This window comes from Streptomyces yerevanensis (assembly GCF_000716805.1).
Classification (GTDB): Bacteria; Actinomycetota; Actinomycetes; order Streptomycetales; family Streptomycetaceae; genus Streptomyces; species Streptomyces flaveus.
The window spans coordinates 233,300-249,079 of record NZ_JNWJ01000007.1 but is presented as its reverse complement, the minus strand read 5'-3'; the positions used below and the strand labels follow the sequence as shown (position 1 = coordinate 249,079).

Genomic DNA, 15,780 nt, shown 5'->3' with positions numbered 1-15,780 from the left:
CTGAGGCGGGATCTTGAGGGTCCACGCGCGCGTGGACGTTTTTGAGATCCACGCGCGCGTGCCGGTGTTTTCACCTGTACCGATGGCTTTGGGCGCCGACGGTCTCTCGCCGAGGACTTCGGCCGTCAGAAGCCGCCGCTCAGCATCCCGCTCGTGAACGGATTGCCGGGGCCCGCGAACTCTCCTGCGGGCACCTCGGTGGCGTCGGACGGGGCGCTGACGTCGGATGCCTTGCCGAAGGTGAGGACGAGCGGGAGTCGGGCGCCCTTCGGCTTGTCCGCGAGGGCGGCGAGGTTGACCGAGACGCGAGTCAAGTCGCCGTTCTTCAGGGAGAAGTTGACGGCGATCTTCTTGTCGGGGGCTTCCTTCAGGTCCTTGTCGGTGGGCAGTTCGGTGCCTGCCGGAAGATCGTCGGCCAGCGGCCGGAGCTTGTCGAAGACACCCGTGAGCAGGTCGCGGAACGAGGCTTCGGCGACGATCCGCTCGGTGCCGTCGCTGCCGCCCTTGTTGCTGAACGTGACCTCGCGCGCGACGACACCGCGTACGGCTTTGAGGATCTTCTGCTGGGTCTTGGTGTCGATCTCCTCGGAGCCCGAGGTGCCCTTGCCGGACTGCTTGAGTTCGGAGTTGTCGACCTTGACCCACTCACCTTCAAGGACCTTCCTGAACTCCTTCTCGCTCTCGGGGAGTTCATCGGCCGTGGGGAACGGGACGCCCGTCACCTCGCCGAGCGCCTCCATGTCGGCGCGGTAGTACGTGAAGTCCCCGACGACCCGGAACTCGGCCAGGACGCCGTCGGCTCCCGAGACCCGCATGCCCACACCGACGAGGTCCTTCTCGCCCGAGTCGGCGAGCGGCTTCTTCGACTCGACGGACAGCTTGACGCGCAGCCCGGTGAAGAACTTCGCGAGCTCGGGCGGCAGTTCCTCGCCCGGCTCCGCCTCAGAGGCCAGTTTCGTGAGCGCGGACGGCTTGGCGTGGAGCCCCAACTCGAAGGAGAGCGACTTCTGTTCGCCGAGTCCCTCGACGGCGCGGTCGACCTTCTGCCCGGCGGTGAGGTTCTCGACCGTGCCGCAGGCGGCCGCACCGGCGAACAGGGCGGCGGCGCAACCGGCCGCGGTGAGGGGCTTGCGTATGGCAGTCATGGTTGCGGTCATGGCGATGATGACGGTCTCCTTTTGACGCCACGCGGCGTCGCCCTCGTAGCTCAGCACTCAGCGAACGTTGTCGTAATTCGTTGATCGCTCAGGAGACTCATGAGTTGTCCACAGGGTTGTGCGGCGCGTGTCAGTGTCCGGGCGTACGGTCGAAGACATGCGCATTGTCATCGCTGGAGGTCATGGTCAGATCGCGCTGCGGCTGGAGCGCCTGCTCGCCGCGCGCGGTGACGAGGTCGCGGGCATCATCCGCCGACCCGAGCACGGGGACGATCTGCGGGCGGCCGGCGCCGAGCCGGTCCTGTGCGATCTGGAGTCGGCCCCGATCGAGGAGGTCGCCGCACATCTGCAGGGCGCCGATGCCGCCGTTTTCGCGGCAGGCGCGGGTCCGGGCAGCGGCGCGGCCCGCAAGGACACCGTGGACCGGGGTGCCGCCGTGCTCTTCGCGGACGCGGCGGTACGGGCCGGGGTGCGGCGTTACGTGGCGGTGTCGTCGATGGGCGCGGACCCGTCGCATCCCGGGGACGATGTCTTCGATGTGTACTTGCGTGCCAAGGGCGAGGCCGATGCGTACATACGCGGCTTCAACAGCCTGGACTGGACGATCCTGCGCCCCGGGATGCTGACGAACGACGCCGGCACCGGTCTCGTACGCCTGGAGGCGTCCACCGGGCGCGGGCCCATACCGCGCGATGACGTCGCGGCCGTCCTCGCGGAGCTGCTGGACACTCCGGCGACGGCCGGGCTGACGCTTGAGCTGATCAGCGGATCGGCGCCGGTTTCCGTGGCGGTGAAGTCAGTGGCGGGGAACTGAGTCGATGACGGAGGCTGAGTTCGTCGGGCCCGTGCTGTTCGCTCACGACGCAAGGGGCGGCGGCGGACGTGGGCCGGTGGTTGCCTGAGGACGTCCTGTCAGCCCGAGTCGAGGAGTTCCCGTGCCCGCCGCCGAGGTTCCCGCCGCGCAGAAGGCCCTGCTGCGGAAGATGTACGAGGTCTTCAGCACCGCTGAACGCGACGCGTTCGTCCCGCACTGCCTGACCCCGGACGTGGACTGGCCGAACGTCGCCGACGGGATCCGGCTGCACGGCCACGACGAGGTACGCGCCTACTGGGCGGCGCAGTTCGAGGCCGCGCATCCCCTCGTACGGCTGGAGGGGCTGCGCCTCGACGAGGACGGGCAGCGGGTGGTCGCCACCGTGCGGCCGGGGCTGCGGGATGATGCGGGCGATCACTGGGCGCAGGAGCTGGTCGAGCATGTGTACCGCTTCGGCCCGGAGGGTTTGGTGAGCCGGATGGACGTACGGCCTGTCTCCTGACGTCTGGCTGTTCCGGCTGGTCTCTGGCTCGGAGGGCTGTCTGACTGACCTCTGGCTCAGAGGGGCGGAGCTGGTCGGAAGAGGTCCGCGGGAGCCGGTCGGCCCAGGAGTGAGTGCAGGAGCTGGTCAGAACAGAGGGAGCTGGCCGGGGAAGTCCGGCACGACGTACTCGTCCAGCCCCGGCTGGACTGCCCCGAGCTGCGCCTGCCGACGCGACCCGGGGCACGACATGAGCTGCCCGCTCTCGCGCCCCGGCGGGTCGTGCCGTGCGAACCGCCCGGCGACGACGGCGATCTCGCGACGGCACTCGGGGCAGTTCCTGCGGCGTGACGACATACGGACCAGCGTACGAAGCCGGACGGCGGCGCGCGGTGCGACTTGTTCCCCAGTCCGCAGCGTGTTCCTTCTCCGAGGTCAGGTTCCTGCTCTGCGATCCGTCGCCGAAGGACGCGTCCAGGCGCTGCTGGTTGGACCGGCGGCGAAGCCGTCCAGCGAGACCGTGAGGTTGTGTACGCGCAGCCTGGCATGACATTCCCCTTGTTCCGTCTCGAAGCGGATCACCGGGCGGTCACGTCTCATGACTCTCGACCGGCAGAGCATGGCTGTTCCCCGCTCTCACCCATGCGTCGAACGGCAACCGGCCGGATCGACAGCCTCTGCCGGATTCTTCTGCGCCGGTTCCACACTCACCACCGGCGTACTCCAGCTACGTGAAGCGGCTTGCTCAACCCTGGAGGAGAGAGGGGCCGACGCAACAGCTCAGGCCGGTGGGTGGCACGGCATCCGGTCGGGGAGACGACATGAAGAGACCCTCTTGGGCCTGCTTTCTCGCAGGCCCAAGAGGGTCTCTCTCAAAGTGGCGGCGCCAGGATTCGAACCTGGGAAGGCTGAGCCGGCAGATTTACAGTCTGCTCCCTTTGGCCGCTCGGGCACACCGCCGGGGGTTGCTGCCCTTCGAACCGCCTTTCGGTGGTGCTCTGTGGCAACGACGTAAACGATACCCGATGCCCAGGGGTGCTTCGCCACCCGATTGATCGCCGCTCGGAGGATGGGGGTGGCTAGGCTTATACGGATGCGGCCGGGACCGATGCCGGGCTCGACGGCCGCCCCACACACCCCGATACAAGGAGCCACAGGACATGGCCGACTCCAGTTTCGACATCGTCTCGAAGGTCGAGCGGCAGGAGGTCGACAACGCCCTCAACCAGGCCGCCAAGGAAATCTCGCAGCGCTACGACTTCAAGAACGTGGGCGCCTCCATCTCCTGGTCCGGCGAGAAGATCCTGATGGAGGCGAACTCTGAGGAGCGGGTCAAGGCCATCCTCGACGTCTTCCAGTCCAAGCTGATCAAGCGGGGCATCTCACTGAAGGCCCTGGACGCGGGCGAGCCGCAGCTCTCCGGCAAGGAGTACAAGATCTTCGCCTCCATCGAGGAGGGCATCTCCCAGGAGAACGCCAAGAAGGTGGCGAAGATCATTCGCGACGAGGGACCGAAGGGCGCGAAGGCCCAGGTTCAGGGCGATGAACTGCGGGTCAGCTCGAAGAGCCGCGACGACCTGCAGGCCGTGATCGCACTGCTGAAGGGCAAGGACTTCGACTTCGCGCTGCAGTTCGTGAACTACCGGTGACATCGTGCTTGTTGCGCGCACGGGGAAGGGTGGGCACCGACGGTGCCCACCCTTCCCGCCTGCTGGCTGCGGTTTGAGGGTGCGTACTCAGTTGCGCGAGTGGCCGAACAGGACGCGGTAGCCGACCAGCAGGACGAGCGAGCCGCCGATCGCGGCGGCCCAGGTCGCGCCGTCGTAGAAATCCTTGCTGATCGGGTGGTCCAGCCAGCGGGCGGATATCCAGCCGCCGATGAACGCGCCCGCGACGCCGATGAGCGTCGTGCCGATGAAGCCGCCCGGGTCACGGCCCGGTAGCAGGAACTTGGCGATGGCGCCGGCCAGCAGCCCCAGAATGATCCAGCTGATGATGCCCATACCGTGAACCTGCCCCTCCGTGCTGTACCCGTGCTGTGATCTTGCTCCCGCCAGGCTGTGTTCATGCCGCTCATGTGCTGCTGTTCGCGGCTTCGCCTGTGCTGCGGTTCTTGCCGTTGTTCGTGTGTTGTTGCTGGGGAGGACGCCCGTGCGGCGTCGGCCGGTTGCACTGATCAGTAGGGTGCGGCTCATGACACAGTCCGGTTCTGGCCGCCCCGGCTCGTCGCCGTCCGGTCCGGGTGCCTCCCGTGCGGGGCAGCCCGGTTCGCCGCAGCCCGAGGCGGGGCTACGGAGGACGCTCGGCGTCGGCGACGCCGTGGTCATCGGCCTCGGGTCGATGGTCGGCGCCGGGATCTTCGCCGCCCTCGGGCCCGCGGCACATGCGGCCGGGTCCGGGCTGCTCCTCGGCCTGAGCATTGCCGCCGTCGTCGCGTACTGCAACGCGATGTCGTCGGCGCGCCTCGCCGCCCTGTACCCCGCCTCGGGCGGGACGTATGTGTACGGGCGGGAGCGGCTCGGGGAGTTCTGGGGCTATCTGGCGGGCTGGTCGTTCGTCGTCGGCAAGACCTCCTCGTGTGCGGCGATGGCGCTCACCGTGGGCGCGTACGTGTGGCCAGGGCAGGCGCACGCGGTGGCGGTCGGGGCCGTGGTGGCGCTGACCGCCGTGAACTACGGCGGTGTGCAGAAGTCCGCTTGGCTGACGCGGGCGATCGTGGCGGTGGTTCTCGCGGTACTCGCTTCCGTGGTGGTCGTGTGTCTCTCCTCCGGGGACGCCGACGCCGGGCGACTCGACGTGGGGGTCTCCGGGGGCGCGGGTGGTGTGCTTCAGGCGGCCGGCCTGCTGTTCTTCGCCTTCGCCGGCTACGCGCGGATCGCGACGCTCGGCGAGGAGGTACAGGATCCGGCGCGCACCATTCCGCGCGCGATCCCTCTGGCGCTGGGCATCGCGCTGCTGGTGTACGTGGCTGTGGCGGTGGCTGTCCTTTCCGTGCTGGGCGACGGCGGGCTCGGGCAGGCGACGGCGCCGCTGGCGGACGCGGTACGGGCGGCCGGTGTGCCCGAGCTCGTCCCGGTCGTACGCGTCGGTGCCGCCGTGGCGGCGCTCGGCTCACTCCTCGCGCTGATCCTGGGGGTGTCGCGGACGACGCTGGCCATGGCCCGCGACCGGCATCTCCCGGGCACGCTTGCCGCCGTGCATCCGCGCTTCCAGGTGCCTCATCGGGCGGAGCTGGCCGTCGGCGCGGTGGTCGCCACGCTGGCCGCGACGGTGGATGTGCGAGGGGCTATCGGCTTCTCCTCCTTCGGCGTGCTCGTGTACTACGCGATCGCCAACGCCTCGGCTTGGACGCTCCGTTCGGACTTCGTGGCGCGCGTCGGGCCAGCGGTGGGGGCAGTCGGGTGCGTCACGCTGGCGTTCGCCTTGCCGGGGGTGTCGGTGGTTGTGGGCGTAGGTGTGCTGGGTGTGGGGACAGCTGCGTATGGAGGGCGGAAGTGGCTGGCCTCGCGCCGGCGCGGGCGGGACTCTGGCTAGCGCGGGTCGGCTGAGCGTACGAAGGGCGGCGCGTGGCGCTCGTCGTACGACCGAACAGGCGGCGGGCGGCAGGGCAGCACTTGCCGTCGGCCGAGCGCAGGCTTGTCCTGACCCTGACAGGACGAACGACACCCGGAGTAGATGCCTTGCAGCGCACACTACGGAGGTGCGTTCGCGGGCTCGGGGAGTGAAGGTCGTCGCCAGGGCCTTGAGTTGCGGGCCTCAGCGGCGACACTCGTCATCAATTGCTCGATCTCGGTCATGGGTTCATGATGCAGGGCGCCACTGACAATCGGGCGGGCTGTGGATAACCGGGCTGTGGACGAGCGGGACGGCCTAGGCGAGGCGGACGTCGATGCCTTTGGCCGCAAGGAATTCGAGGAGTTCCTCGAAGGTCCAAGGCCGGTTGTCGATACGCGGCGTGAGGCCGAGGCAGATGCGGGCGACCTCCGCGTCGTGCCAGACCAGCTTGAAGGGCCACACGGCTCCCCAGCCGCCGCAGAGGCAGTCGGCCAGTGCGTCGAGACTCCAGCCGAAGTAGCCCCCGGGTCCGTTCACCGCCTCGCCGAGCGCGCAGAAGAAGCCGGGCTCGTCGGTGATGTGACGGCCGTCGAGGTGGTACGTGCCGCCGGGCGCAGCGTCGGGTTTGTGCGCGATGTGATTGTCCCGCACCGTGTCGAGCCAGTAGCGGCGTCCCTCCGTACCGCACCGCGCCCAGGAGTTGGGCAGGGCCGGGCGTCCGTCGTCCCACAGCTCCCAGACCTCCTGGGCCGCGGTCGGCGGTCGCTCGGACCAGGGTTCCAGCGTGAGGTCCACCAGGCCGCGGCCGGATGGGATCCAGGCGATGAGCTCGCCCTCCACGGCGGTCTGAACGGTGCGGCCGGATGCGTCGAGGCGGATCAGCTTGGCGTGTCCCAGGTCCTCTTCGCCCGCGTCGAGCGCCGTACGCAGGGCTCCTTGCGGGGAACAGCCGAGCAGCCGCACGGACGGTTCGACCAGGTCCGGCCGACTGTTCTCGACGTACGCCAGGTCCCGGCAGCTGCCCCGTGCCTCGTCCTCCGCACCGAGCAGCCGGTAGCCCGGGGAGAGCGGCGGGCACTGCGGATAGTCGAACGAGTTGTGCGGGGACTGGCGCGCCTCGATCGTGATGTCGAGCAGTGACATGTCACGCGCGCACGGACGGTCACTGAGAACACGTACGTCCTCCAGACACCACTCGTCGACCCGCTCGCCCTTCTTGTCGAGGATCTGCAGAGCGAGGAAGCCGAGCGGTGCCGAGCCATCGGCACGCGCACATGCCAGGGCGGTACTCAACGCCCCTTCGGGCGCGCAGCCCAGCAATTCGTACGTCCCGCGCGCGGGAGGACGCGGATCACCGAAGAGGTTCTCGGCGTCCGCACACAGGGCCCAGATCTCGTCGTCCTCGGCCTCGACGTCGTAGGCCGCCAAGGCGTACTTCGGCTGCCGCACCCCCGCGCCGCTCTACCAGCGCGACGTCGCGAACGGCTGGTCCGTACGCACGATTTCGCGCCCCAAGGGGACCAGCGAAACCGGGATCAGCTTGAAGTTGGCGATCCCCAGGGGGATGCCGATGATCGTGACGCACTGGAGGACACCGGTGACGATGTGAGTGAGGGCGAGCCACCAGCCCGCGAGGATCAGCCACAGGATGTTGCCGATGAAAGAGGCCGCGCCCGCACCAGAACGCTCGACCGTGGTATGCCCGAACGGCCACAGGGCGTAGACGCCAATACGGAAGGCCGCGATGCCGAACGGGATGCCGATAATCGTGATGCACAGCAGCACGCCCGCGAACAAGTAGCCGAGGAACAGCCAGAAGCCGCTCAGTACGAGCCATATGACGTTCAGGATTGTCTTCACTGGTGGTGACCTGCCATCTGCTCGAGCCGGGCAATGCGCTCCGCCATCGGCGGATGCGTGGAGAACATCCTGGACATCCCCTGGCCCGGACGGAAGGGATTCGCGATCATCATGTGGCTTGCGGTCTCGATGCGCGGCTCGGGGGGCAGCGGAAGCTGCTTCGTACCCGCTTCGAGCTTGCGCAGGGCGCTCGCGAGGGCCAGCGGGTCACCGGTGAGCTGGGCGCCGGACGCGTCGGCCTCGTACTCCCGGGAGCGGCTGATGGCGAGCTGGATCAGGGACGCGGCGAGCGGGCCCAGGATGATGATCATCAGCATCCCTAGAAGTCCGGGGCCCTCGTCGTCGTCGGAGCGGCCGATCGGGATCAGCCAGGCGAAGTTGACCAGGAACATGATCACGGAGGCGAGGGCGCCGGCGACCGACGAGATCAGGATGTCGCGGTTGTAGACGTGGCTCAACTCGTGGCTGATGACGCCGCGCAACTCACGCTCGTTCAGGATCCGCAGGATGCCGTCGGTGCAGCACACGGCCGCGTTGCGCGGGTTGCGGCCCGTCGCGAAAGCGTTGGGCGCCTCGGTCGGTGAGATGTACAGGCGGGGCATGGGCTGGCGGGCCTGTGTGGAGAGTTCGCGCACCATCCTGTAGAGGGCCGGGGCCTCGAACTCGCTCACCGGGCGCGCGCGCATCGCGCGTAGCGCCAACTTGTCGCTGTTCCAGTACGCGTACGCGTTCGTGCCGATCGCGATGAGCAGCGCGACGACGAGGCCCATACGCCCGAAGAAGCTGCCGATGACGATGATGAGTGCGGACAGTCCCCCGAGGAGTACGGCGGTCCTGAGCCCGTTGTGCCGGCGGTGCACGGTACGCCCTCCAAGTTGTGCCGCAGGGGAACCCTTTGCTTGCTGATCTCTGTCACTGATTCCGTGCTTCCACGGTCCAGTGGACCCTCCCTTACTGGTCAACGCCAGGCGGGAAGCCCTAGTTCCCTTGTGCGCGCGGCTGCGCGGGTGGGCCGTCCGGGTGAGTGCGGCAATGCCTGGCACGCGCGCGTGCGGTTCGGATGCCCTACGCGCGTGCCGGATGCCGTCAGCGGCTCAGAAGGGGCTGGTGCCGCGGCTCAGAACAGGCCGGTGTCCGAGAAGCGCAGGACCAGCTGGGGTGCTCCGGAGAGGGCGACTCCCAGGACCGCGGTCAGTGCGATCGCGGCGGTGAGCGGGGCCGGGACGCGGTGCCTTTCGGGCTCCCCTTCGGGGGCGCGGAACAGGAGCGTCGTCCACTGGAGGTAGTAGAAGAGCGCGATCACGACGTTGACGGCCATGACCACGGCGAGCCAGCCGAGGCCCGCGTCCACGGCCGCCGAGAAGACGGTGACCTTGGCGAAGAGGCCGATGATGCCCGGCGGCAGGCCCGCGAGGCAGAGCAGGAAGAAGCCCAGTACGAGCGCGGAGAGAGGGCGCGAGGCGTACAGACCGCGGTAGTCGCTGATGCGGTTGAGCGGCTTCGTGCGGGCCACGAGGGCGGCCACGGCGAAGGCGCCGAGGTTCACGGCGGCGTACATCAGGGCGTACGCGACGGTGGAGCCGATGGCCTTCTCGGCGTCCTGGGAGTACGCGGCGGCGGCGATCGGCACGAGGAGGTAGCCGGCCTGGCCGACCGAGGACCAGGCGAGCAGCCGTACCGCGCTGTACGCGCGCGTGGACTGCTGCCGCAGGGCGCCGACGTTGCCGATCGTCATGGTGAGAGCGGCCAGGGCGGCGAGTGCCGGTCCCCAGACGTCGGCGTACGACGGGAGAGCGATCACTGTGACGAGGATCAGCCCGGAGAAGCCGACCGCCTTGCCGACGACCGACAAGTAGGCGGCTACCGGCAAAGGTGCCCCTACGTAGGTGTCGGGCACCCAGAAGTGGAAGGGCACGGCGGCCGTCTTGAAAGCGAAGCCGACGAGGGTGAGGACGACGCCCGCCTGGGCGAGCGTGTGGAGTTGTCCGTCGACGTTCTGGATCTCGTTGGCGATCTCGGTGAGGTACAGGGTGCCGGTGGAGGCGTAGACGAAGCTGACGCCCATGAGGCTCACGGCGGTCGCGGTGACCGAGGACAGGAAGAACTTCAGGGCCGCTTCGGAGGACTTTCTGTCGCCGCGTTTGATACCGACGAGGGCGAAGGCGGGCAGTGAGGCGACTTCCAGGGCGACGATCAGGGTCGCCATGTCGCGGGAGGCGGGCAGCAGGGCGGCGCCGGCGGCCGAGGAGAGCAACAGGAACCAGAACTCCCCTTCGGGGAGTTCCCTGTTGGCGTCCTTCAGGGCGGTGACGGAGAGAAGGGCTGCCAGGAGGGCTCCGCCGAGGACGAGGAACTGGATGACGAGCGTGAACCGGTCCGCCGTGTAGCTGCAGACGTTCGCGTCACCGGTCAGGCAGAAGGTGGAGCGGTCGCCGTCCAGGAGGGGCAGCAGCATCAGCGTGGACGCGGCGAGTCCGGCGACTGAGAGCCAGCCGAGCAGCGCCTTCTTGGCGTCGCCCACGAAGAGGTCGACGACGAGCACCACGAGGCCGACGACCGCCGCGATGGTGGGCGGCGCGATCGCGAGCCAGTCGACGGACTGGACCACGGACTCGGCCAGAGGTTGGGCCAGGGAGCTCATCGGGTGCCTCCTGCGAGGAGCTGCTGCACGGCCGGGTCGGTCAGACCGAGGAGAGCCTTGGGCCAGAGTCCGGCAAGGACGGTGAGGGCGACGAGCGGGGTCCAGGCGGCGAACTCGTACGTCTGGACGTCGGCGAGCCCGGGGCTTTCCTGCGGAGCGACGCCCATGCAGACGCGGCGTACCACGATGAGCATGTACGCGGCGGTGAGCAGGGTGCCGAACGCGGCGATCGCCATGAAGGTCAGGAACGCGGGCCGGCTGAGGTCGTCGGCGGGATCGAACGCGCCGAACAGCGCCAGCATTTCGCCCCAGAACCCGGCGAGGCCCGGCAGCCCGAGCGAGGCGACGGCAGCGAAGGCGAGCAGGCCGCCCAGGCGCGGGGCCTTGCCGTAGAGGGCGGCGCCGGTCTTCTCCGCGAGTGTGTCGAGGTCGGTCGTGCCCGTACGGTCCTTGAGCGCGCCGACCAGGAAGAACAGCAGGCCGGTGATGAGGCCGTGGGCGATGTTGGCGAACAGCGCGCCGTTCACGCCGGTCGGGGTCATCGTCGCGATGCCGAGGAGCACGAAGCCCATGTGGCCGACGGAGGAGTACGCGATGAGGCGCTTGAGGTCGCCCTTCGCGCCCTGCTTGGCGAGGGCGAGGCAGGCGAGGGATCCGTAGATGATCCCGACGACGGCGAAGGCGGCGAGGTAGGGCGCGAAGGTGCGGAAGCCGTCGGGTGTGATCGGCAGCAGAATTCGTACGAACCCGTACGTACCCATCTTCAACAGGACACCGGCCAGCAGGACGGAGCCGACGGTCGGCGCGGCGGTGTGGGCGTCCGGCAGCCAGCTGTGCAGCGGCCACATCGGCGTCTTGACCGCGAGCCCGATTCCGATCGCCAAAACGGCGATGACCTGCACGGATGTGGTCAGCGACCGGCCGTTGTCAGTGGCGAGTGCCATCATGTCGAATGTGCCGGACTTGAGCCCGACGAGGAGCAGGCCCAGCAGCATGACGACGGAACCGAGCAGTGTGTAGAGGATGAACTTCCAGGCGGCGGCCTGCCGTTCTTCACCGCCCCAGCGGGCGATGAGGAAGTACATCGGGATGAGCACCATCTCGAACGCGAGGAAGAAGAGCAGAAGGTCGAGGACGGCGAAGGTCGCGAGGGTGCCGGACTCGAGGACGAGCAGCAGTGCGACGAAAGCCTTCGGGGTCGGGCCCGAAGGCATCTTGAAGTAGGAGTACAGCGCGCACAGGAAGGTCAGCAGCGCGGTCAGGACCAGAAGGGGGAGGGAAATGCCGTCGGTGCCGAGGTGGATCCGCACGTCGAGTGCGGGGATCCAGCTGATGTCCGTCGTGGCCTGCATCTTCGACGGCTGGTCATGGTCGAAGCCGAGCGCGAGGACGATCGCGGCGATGAGCACGGCGCCGGTGACGGTGACACCGTGGCGCAACACGGCATGCTCGGGGGACTTCCCCTTCAGTCCCGGCGGGGCGGGCAGGAGAGCGGCGGCGGCGCCGAGGAGCGGGGCGACGACGATGAACGCCAGAAGGAACTGCATCACGGACTCGTTGATATCGACCACGCCTGCTCACGCTCCCGTGGCGACTAGGAGGGCGGCGACCGCCAAGACGACGGTGCCGGCGAGCAGCGCGCTCACATAGGTCTGCACATTGCCGGTCTGAGCGCGCCGGACAGCCTCGCCGAGCAGGCGGGGCAGGGCGCCCGCGCCGCGTACGTAGGCATCGACGACCTCACGGTCGAGGAACCGGACGAGTGTCGCTCCGGCCTGGACCGGACGGACGAAGAGAGCCGTGTAGACGGCGTCGAGGTGGAAGCCGACGGCAGCGTGCCGGTGCAGCGGCCCCAGGAGCAGGCGTCCGGGGTCCGCCGGGTCGGGCGCGGAAGCCACGTCACCGTAGGCGGGGGTGTGTGTCGCGATGGCTTCGGCCTCGACGAGTCCGGCGTCGCCCTCGGGGTGGGCTGCGACTGCACCTATCGGTACGCGGGCCGCGAGCGCGGTGGTGTGCCGCCAGGCGCCGTACGTGACGATGCCGCCGACGAGGGCGACTCCCGTACCGAGTACGGAGGTGGCGAGGGTCGGGGTCAGGTCGTGCCCGTCGAACCAGTCGGGCAGCAGGCCAGTGGTGAGCCCGAAGGCGAGCGACGGGACGGCGAGGATCCACAGCACGGCGTTCATGGCGAGGGGCTGCCTGCCGTGGTCGGGGGCCTCGGCGCCATGGCCGCGGAAGGCGAGCAGCCACAGGCGCATCGCGTACGCGGCAGTGAGCAGGGCCGTGACCAGGCCGGCGACGAGGACGATCCAGCCAGCGGCGCCGGGGATGTCCTCGGCGTGACCGGTGGCGGCGTGCTCGGCGGCGCCCAGGACGGCTTCCTTGGAGAAGAAGCCGCTGAAGGGAGGGATCGCGGCGAGGGCGAGGAGCGCCACGGTCATCGTCCAGTAGGCGTCGGGGACCCGGGCGCGCAGGTCCTTCATGCGGGACATGGCGGCCAGCGAGTTGGTGCCGGCGGCGTGGATGATCACGCCCGCGGCGAGGAACAGCAGCGCCTTGAAGGCGCCGTGGGAGAGGAGGTGGAAGACGGCGGCACCGCGGTCACCGACAGCAAGGGCGCCGGTCATGTAGCCGAGCTGGCCGATCGTCGAGTACGCGAGGACACGCTTGATGTCGTCCTGGGCGAGCGCGGCGAGCGCCGAACCGGCCATCGTGACGGCCGCCATGACGGCGAGGACGAGCAGCGCGGCCGAGGAGGCGGCGAAGACCGGAAGGAGCCGGGCGATGAAATAGACACCGGCGGCGACCATCGTCGCGGCGTGGATCAGCGCGGAGACGGGTGTGGGGCCCGCCATCGCGTCGGGCAGCCAGGTGTGCAGCGGGAACTGCGCCGACTTGCCCGCCACACCGGCGAGGAGCAGCAGGGCGATCAGCGTCGGATGGTCGAGTCCGCCGCTCGCGACCGTGCCGAGGACGGTCCTGATGCGGAAGGAACCGGCGTCGGCGGCGAGCGCGAACAGACCGATCAGAAAGGGGACATCGCCGAGCTTGGTGACCAGGAAGGCCTTCAGGGAGGCGGCGCGTGCTTCCGGGGTCTCCCAGTAGTGGCCGACGAGGAAGTACGAGCAGATGCCCATGATCTCCCAGCCGACCAGGAGCACCATCAGGTCGCCGGAGTAGACGACGAGCAGCATCGCGGAGGTGAAGAGGGAGACGAGAGCGGCGTACGAGGGGTAGCGCGGGTCGTCGCGCAGATAGCCCGTCGAATAGATCTGCACGCAGGAGGCGACGACGCCGACCAGGACGGCGACGAGGGCGGCGAAGCCGTCGATGTGCAGGGCGAGTTCGATGGGAACCGAGCCGGTCGGGGTGAGCTCGGTGGCGGCGTCGACGGCCTGGTCGCCGCCCTGGCGTACGGCGACGAGGACGGCGAGCGCCAGGGAGAGCACCGAGGGCAGGACGGCGAGGGGCCGTACGAAACCGGGGGCGGTGCGGCCCAGAAGCAGGCCGGCCGCGGCGCCCAGGAACGGAAGGAGGGGGACGAGGACGGCGAGGGTGGTCGTGGTCACGCGGTGGCCTCAGCCTTCTCGGCCGACGCGTGCGCGGCGGATCCGGGGGCGTCGTCGCTGTCGTCGCCGTCGTCGGTCTCGGCGGTGTCGCGGAGCTTGTCGATGTCCGAGGTGCCGCGGTTGCGGTAGACGGCGAGGACGATCGCCAGGCCGATGCCGATCTCGGCGGCCGCGATGGCGATGGTGAACAGGGTCAGGGCCTGGCCGGAGTGCAGGGTGTCCTGGGCGGTCTTGCTGAGCCAGACGTCGAAGGCGACCAGGTTGAGGTTGACGGCGTTGAGCATCAGCTCGACAGACATCAGGACCAGGATCGCGTTGCGGCGCGCGAGGACTCCGTACAGGCCCGTGCAGAAGAGGAGGGCGGAGAGCACGGCGGGATAGGCGAGATGCATCAGCGGGCGCCTTCCTTGCCCTGGCGCGAGGGCTGCTCGTCGGAGGTGGCCGGGTCCGTACCCGCGGGCTGCTTGCCCAGGGCCGTATTGCCCGTGGGCCGGTTGGCGGCGGCCTTGCGGGAGAGAACGATCGCGCCGACCAGGGCGGCGAGCAGCAGGACCGAGAGGGCTTCGAAGGGGAGCACCCAGTTCTGGAAGAGGCTCGCGCCGGTGACAGCCGTGGAGCCGGCGGCAGCGCCGTCCAGATCGATCCAGGTCGTCCGAAAGGCGTCGACGACGACCCAGACGAGGGCGGTGGCCGCGGCGATCGCGACGGTCAGGGCGGCCCAGCGGTTGCCGGAGTCGGCGTCCGGGGACCGGCCGATGGGGGCCTTGGTGAGCATCAGACCGAAGAGGAGGAGTACGACGACGGAACCGACGTAGATGAGGACCTGCACCCAGGCGATGAACTCGGCGGTGAGCAGAAGGTATTCGACGGCGAGGCCGCCGAGCGTCACGACCAGCCACAGGGCGGCGTGGACGAGTTGCTTGGTGGTTACGGTCACGACGGCCGCGCCGAGGGTGACGAGGCCGACGAGGAGGAAGGCGATCTCGACGCCGGTCGGGGAGAGGAAGCCGTTGGTTTCGGCAGCGGTGGTCGTCGCCGGTGATGCGGCGACGGCGGCGAGGCTCACGCTTCTCCCTCCTGCGGCGCGGTCGGCTCCGCCTGGGCTGCCTGTTCGTCCGCTTGAGCTGCCTGCTCGGCGGCGAGCTTGTCGGCGGTTTTGCGGGCGGCGGTGAGCTCCTTGGGTTCCTCGGCGGAGGCGTCGAGGGCGGGTGGGGCCGGGACGGTCCACATCCACTCGCGGAGCTTGTCGCGTTCGTGGGTGAGTTCGTGGATGTCGGTCTCCGCGTACTCGAACTCCGGGGACCAGAACAGCGCGTCGAAAGGACACACTTCGATGCAGATACCGCAGTACATGCACAGGGCGAAGTCGATGGCGAAGCGGTCGAGGACGTTACGGCTGCGCTCGCGGCCTCCGGGGGCGGCGGGCGGGACCGTCTCCTTGTGGGAGTCGATGTAGATGCACCAGTCCGGGCACTCGCGGGCGCACAGCATGCAGACCGTGCAGTTCTCCTCGAAGAGGCCGATGACGCCGCGGCTGCGGGGCGGGAGTTCGGGCTGGGCGTCCGGGTACTGCGCGGTGTGCGCGCGCTTCGTCATCGCGCGCAGGGTGACAGCCAGGCCCTTGGCGAGGCCGCTGCCGGGAATGCCGGGTCGGGCGGGCGGGAGAGAGCTGCGCCGAGTGGGCGGGAAGGGCTCAGCCATGG

16 protein-coding genes and 1 tRNA gene are annotated in these 15,780 nt (G+C 69.1%); 4 read left to right on the top strand and 13 right to left on the bottom strand.

Annotated features, from left to right (window positions below; translation table 11 throughout):
• Positions 1–125 precede the first annotated feature (125 nt).
• Entirely contained in the window at positions 126–1,214 is a 1,089-nt protein-coding gene (locus OP79_RS09650) for a hypothetical protein (protein ID WP_245685262.1), read from the bottom strand.
• Between the two features lie 100 nt (positions 1,215–1,314).
• Here OP79_RS09650 and OP79_RS09645 point away from each other — a divergent pair, with 100 nt between their 5' ends.
• The gene (locus tag OP79_RS09645; protein ID WP_033319703.1) at positions 1,315–1,971 is read left to right on the top strand and encodes an SDR family oxidoreductase; all 657 of its coding nucleotides are present in this window, start codon (positions 1,315–1,317) and stop codon (positions 1,969–1,971) included.
• Positions 1,972–2,092: 121 nt separating this feature from the next.
• Positions 2,093–2,473 carry a nuclear transport factor 2 family protein gene (locus OP79_RS09640; protein WP_245685261.1) on the top strand — a complete coding sequence of 127 codons (381 nt, stop codon included), beginning with the start codon at positions 2,093–2,095 and terminating at the stop codon, positions 2,471–2,473.
• Between the two features lie 126 nt (positions 2,474–2,599).
• On the opposite strand, the gene OP79_RS09635 is transcribed toward OP79_RS09640, so the two are convergent.
• Both OP79_RS09635 and OP79_RS09630 read right to left on the bottom strand, forming a co-directional pair.
• On the bottom strand, positions 2,600–2,809 hold the full coding sequence (locus OP79_RS09635) for a hypothetical protein (RefSeq protein WP_033319603.1): 210 nt from the start codon (positions 2,807–2,809) through the stop codon (positions 2,600–2,602).
• Between the two features lie 521 nt (positions 2,810–3,330).
• A tRNA-Tyr gene (locus tag OP79_RS09630) sits at positions 3,331–3,412 on the bottom strand.
• A 200-nt stretch (positions 3,413–3,612) separates the two neighbouring features.
• Between OP79_RS09630 and OP79_RS09625 the strand changes: the two genes are divergently transcribed.
• Positions 3,613–4,101: a YajQ family cyclic di-GMP-binding protein gene (locus tag OP79_RS09625; protein WP_033319602.1), complete on the top strand. Its 489-nt coding sequence runs from the start codon at positions 3,613–3,615 to the stop codon at positions 4,099–4,101.
• 87 nt (positions 4,102–4,188) lie between these two features.
• On the opposite strand, the gene OP79_RS09620 is transcribed toward OP79_RS09625, so the two are convergent.
• Positions 4,189–4,455 carry a GlsB/YeaQ/YmgE family stress response membrane protein gene (locus tag OP79_RS09620; RefSeq protein WP_033319601.1) on the bottom strand — a complete coding sequence of 89 codons (267 nt, stop codon included), beginning with the start codon at positions 4,453–4,455 and terminating at the stop codon, positions 4,189–4,191.
• Between the two features lie 190 nt (positions 4,456–4,645).
• On the opposite strand from OP79_RS09620, the gene OP79_RS09615 reads away from it, so the two are divergent.
• Complete coding sequence (locus OP79_RS09615) at positions 4,646–5,986, top strand: APC family permease (protein ID WP_078491696.1); 1,341 nt, start codon at positions 4,646–4,648, stop codon at positions 5,984–5,986.
• Positions 5,987–6,322: 336 nt separating this feature from the next.
• Here OP79_RS09615 and OP79_RS09610 read toward each other — a convergent pair whose 3' ends face one another.
• The 9 genes from OP79_RS09610 to OP79_RS09570 form a co-directional block, all read right to left on the bottom strand.
• Positions 6,323–7,456, bottom strand: coding sequence for a barstar family protein (locus OP79_RS09610; RefSeq protein WP_033319600.1), 1,134 nt, complete (start codon positions 7,454–7,456; stop codon positions 6,323–6,325).
• Positions 7,457–7,468: 12 nt separating this feature from the next.
• Complete coding sequence (locus OP79_RS09605; RefSeq protein WP_033319599.1) at positions 7,469–7,867, bottom strand: YccF domain-containing protein; 399 nt, start codon at positions 7,865–7,867, stop codon at positions 7,469–7,471.
• A complete protein-coding gene (gene htpX, locus OP79_RS09600) occupies positions 7,864–8,727 on the bottom strand; it encodes a zinc metalloprotease HtpX (protein ID WP_033319598.1) in 864 nt (287 codons plus the stop codon). The genes OP79_RS09605 and htpX overlap by 4 nt, the downstream gene beginning before the upstream one ends.
• Before the next feature lie 257 nt (positions 8,728–8,984).
• Positions 8,985–10,508, bottom strand: coding sequence for an NADH-quinone oxidoreductase subunit N (locus OP79_RS09595; RefSeq protein WP_033319597.1), 1,524 nt, complete (start codon positions 10,506–10,508; stop codon positions 8,985–8,987).
• Positions 10,505–12,079 (bottom strand): NADH-quinone oxidoreductase subunit M, encoded by a 1,575-nt coding sequence (locus OP79_RS09590; protein ID WP_033319596.1) that lies wholly within the window; start codon positions 12,077–12,079, stop codon positions 10,505–10,507. Before OP79_RS09590 ends, OP79_RS09595 begins: the two co-directional genes overlap by 4 nt.
• Before the next feature lie 6 nt (positions 12,080–12,085).
• Positions 12,086–14,077, bottom strand: coding sequence for an NADH-quinone oxidoreductase subunit 5 family protein (locus tag OP79_RS09585; protein WP_033319595.1), 1,992 nt, complete (start codon positions 14,075–14,077; stop codon positions 12,086–12,088).
• Positions 14,074–14,469, bottom strand: coding sequence for an NADH-quinone oxidoreductase subunit NuoK (nuoK, locus tag OP79_RS09580; RefSeq protein WP_033319594.1), 396 nt, complete (start codon positions 14,467–14,469; stop codon positions 14,074–14,076). Before nuoK ends, OP79_RS09585 begins: the two co-directional genes overlap by 4 nt.
• Positions 14,469–15,143, bottom strand: a complete 675-nt coding sequence (locus tag OP79_RS09575; RefSeq protein ID WP_051744540.1) for an NADH-quinone oxidoreductase subunit J family protein — start codon at positions 15,141–15,143, stop codon at positions 14,469–14,471. The genes nuoK and OP79_RS09575 overlap by 1 nt, the downstream gene beginning before the upstream one ends.
• The gene (locus OP79_RS09570) at positions 15,140–15,778 is read right to left on the bottom strand and encodes a NuoI/complex I 23 kDa subunit family protein (RefSeq protein ID WP_051744539.1); all 639 of its coding nucleotides are present in this window, start codon (positions 15,776–15,778) and stop codon (positions 15,140–15,142) included. The genes OP79_RS09575 and OP79_RS09570 overlap by 4 nt, the downstream gene beginning before the upstream one ends.
• Positions 15,779–15,780 lie beyond the last annotated feature (2 nt).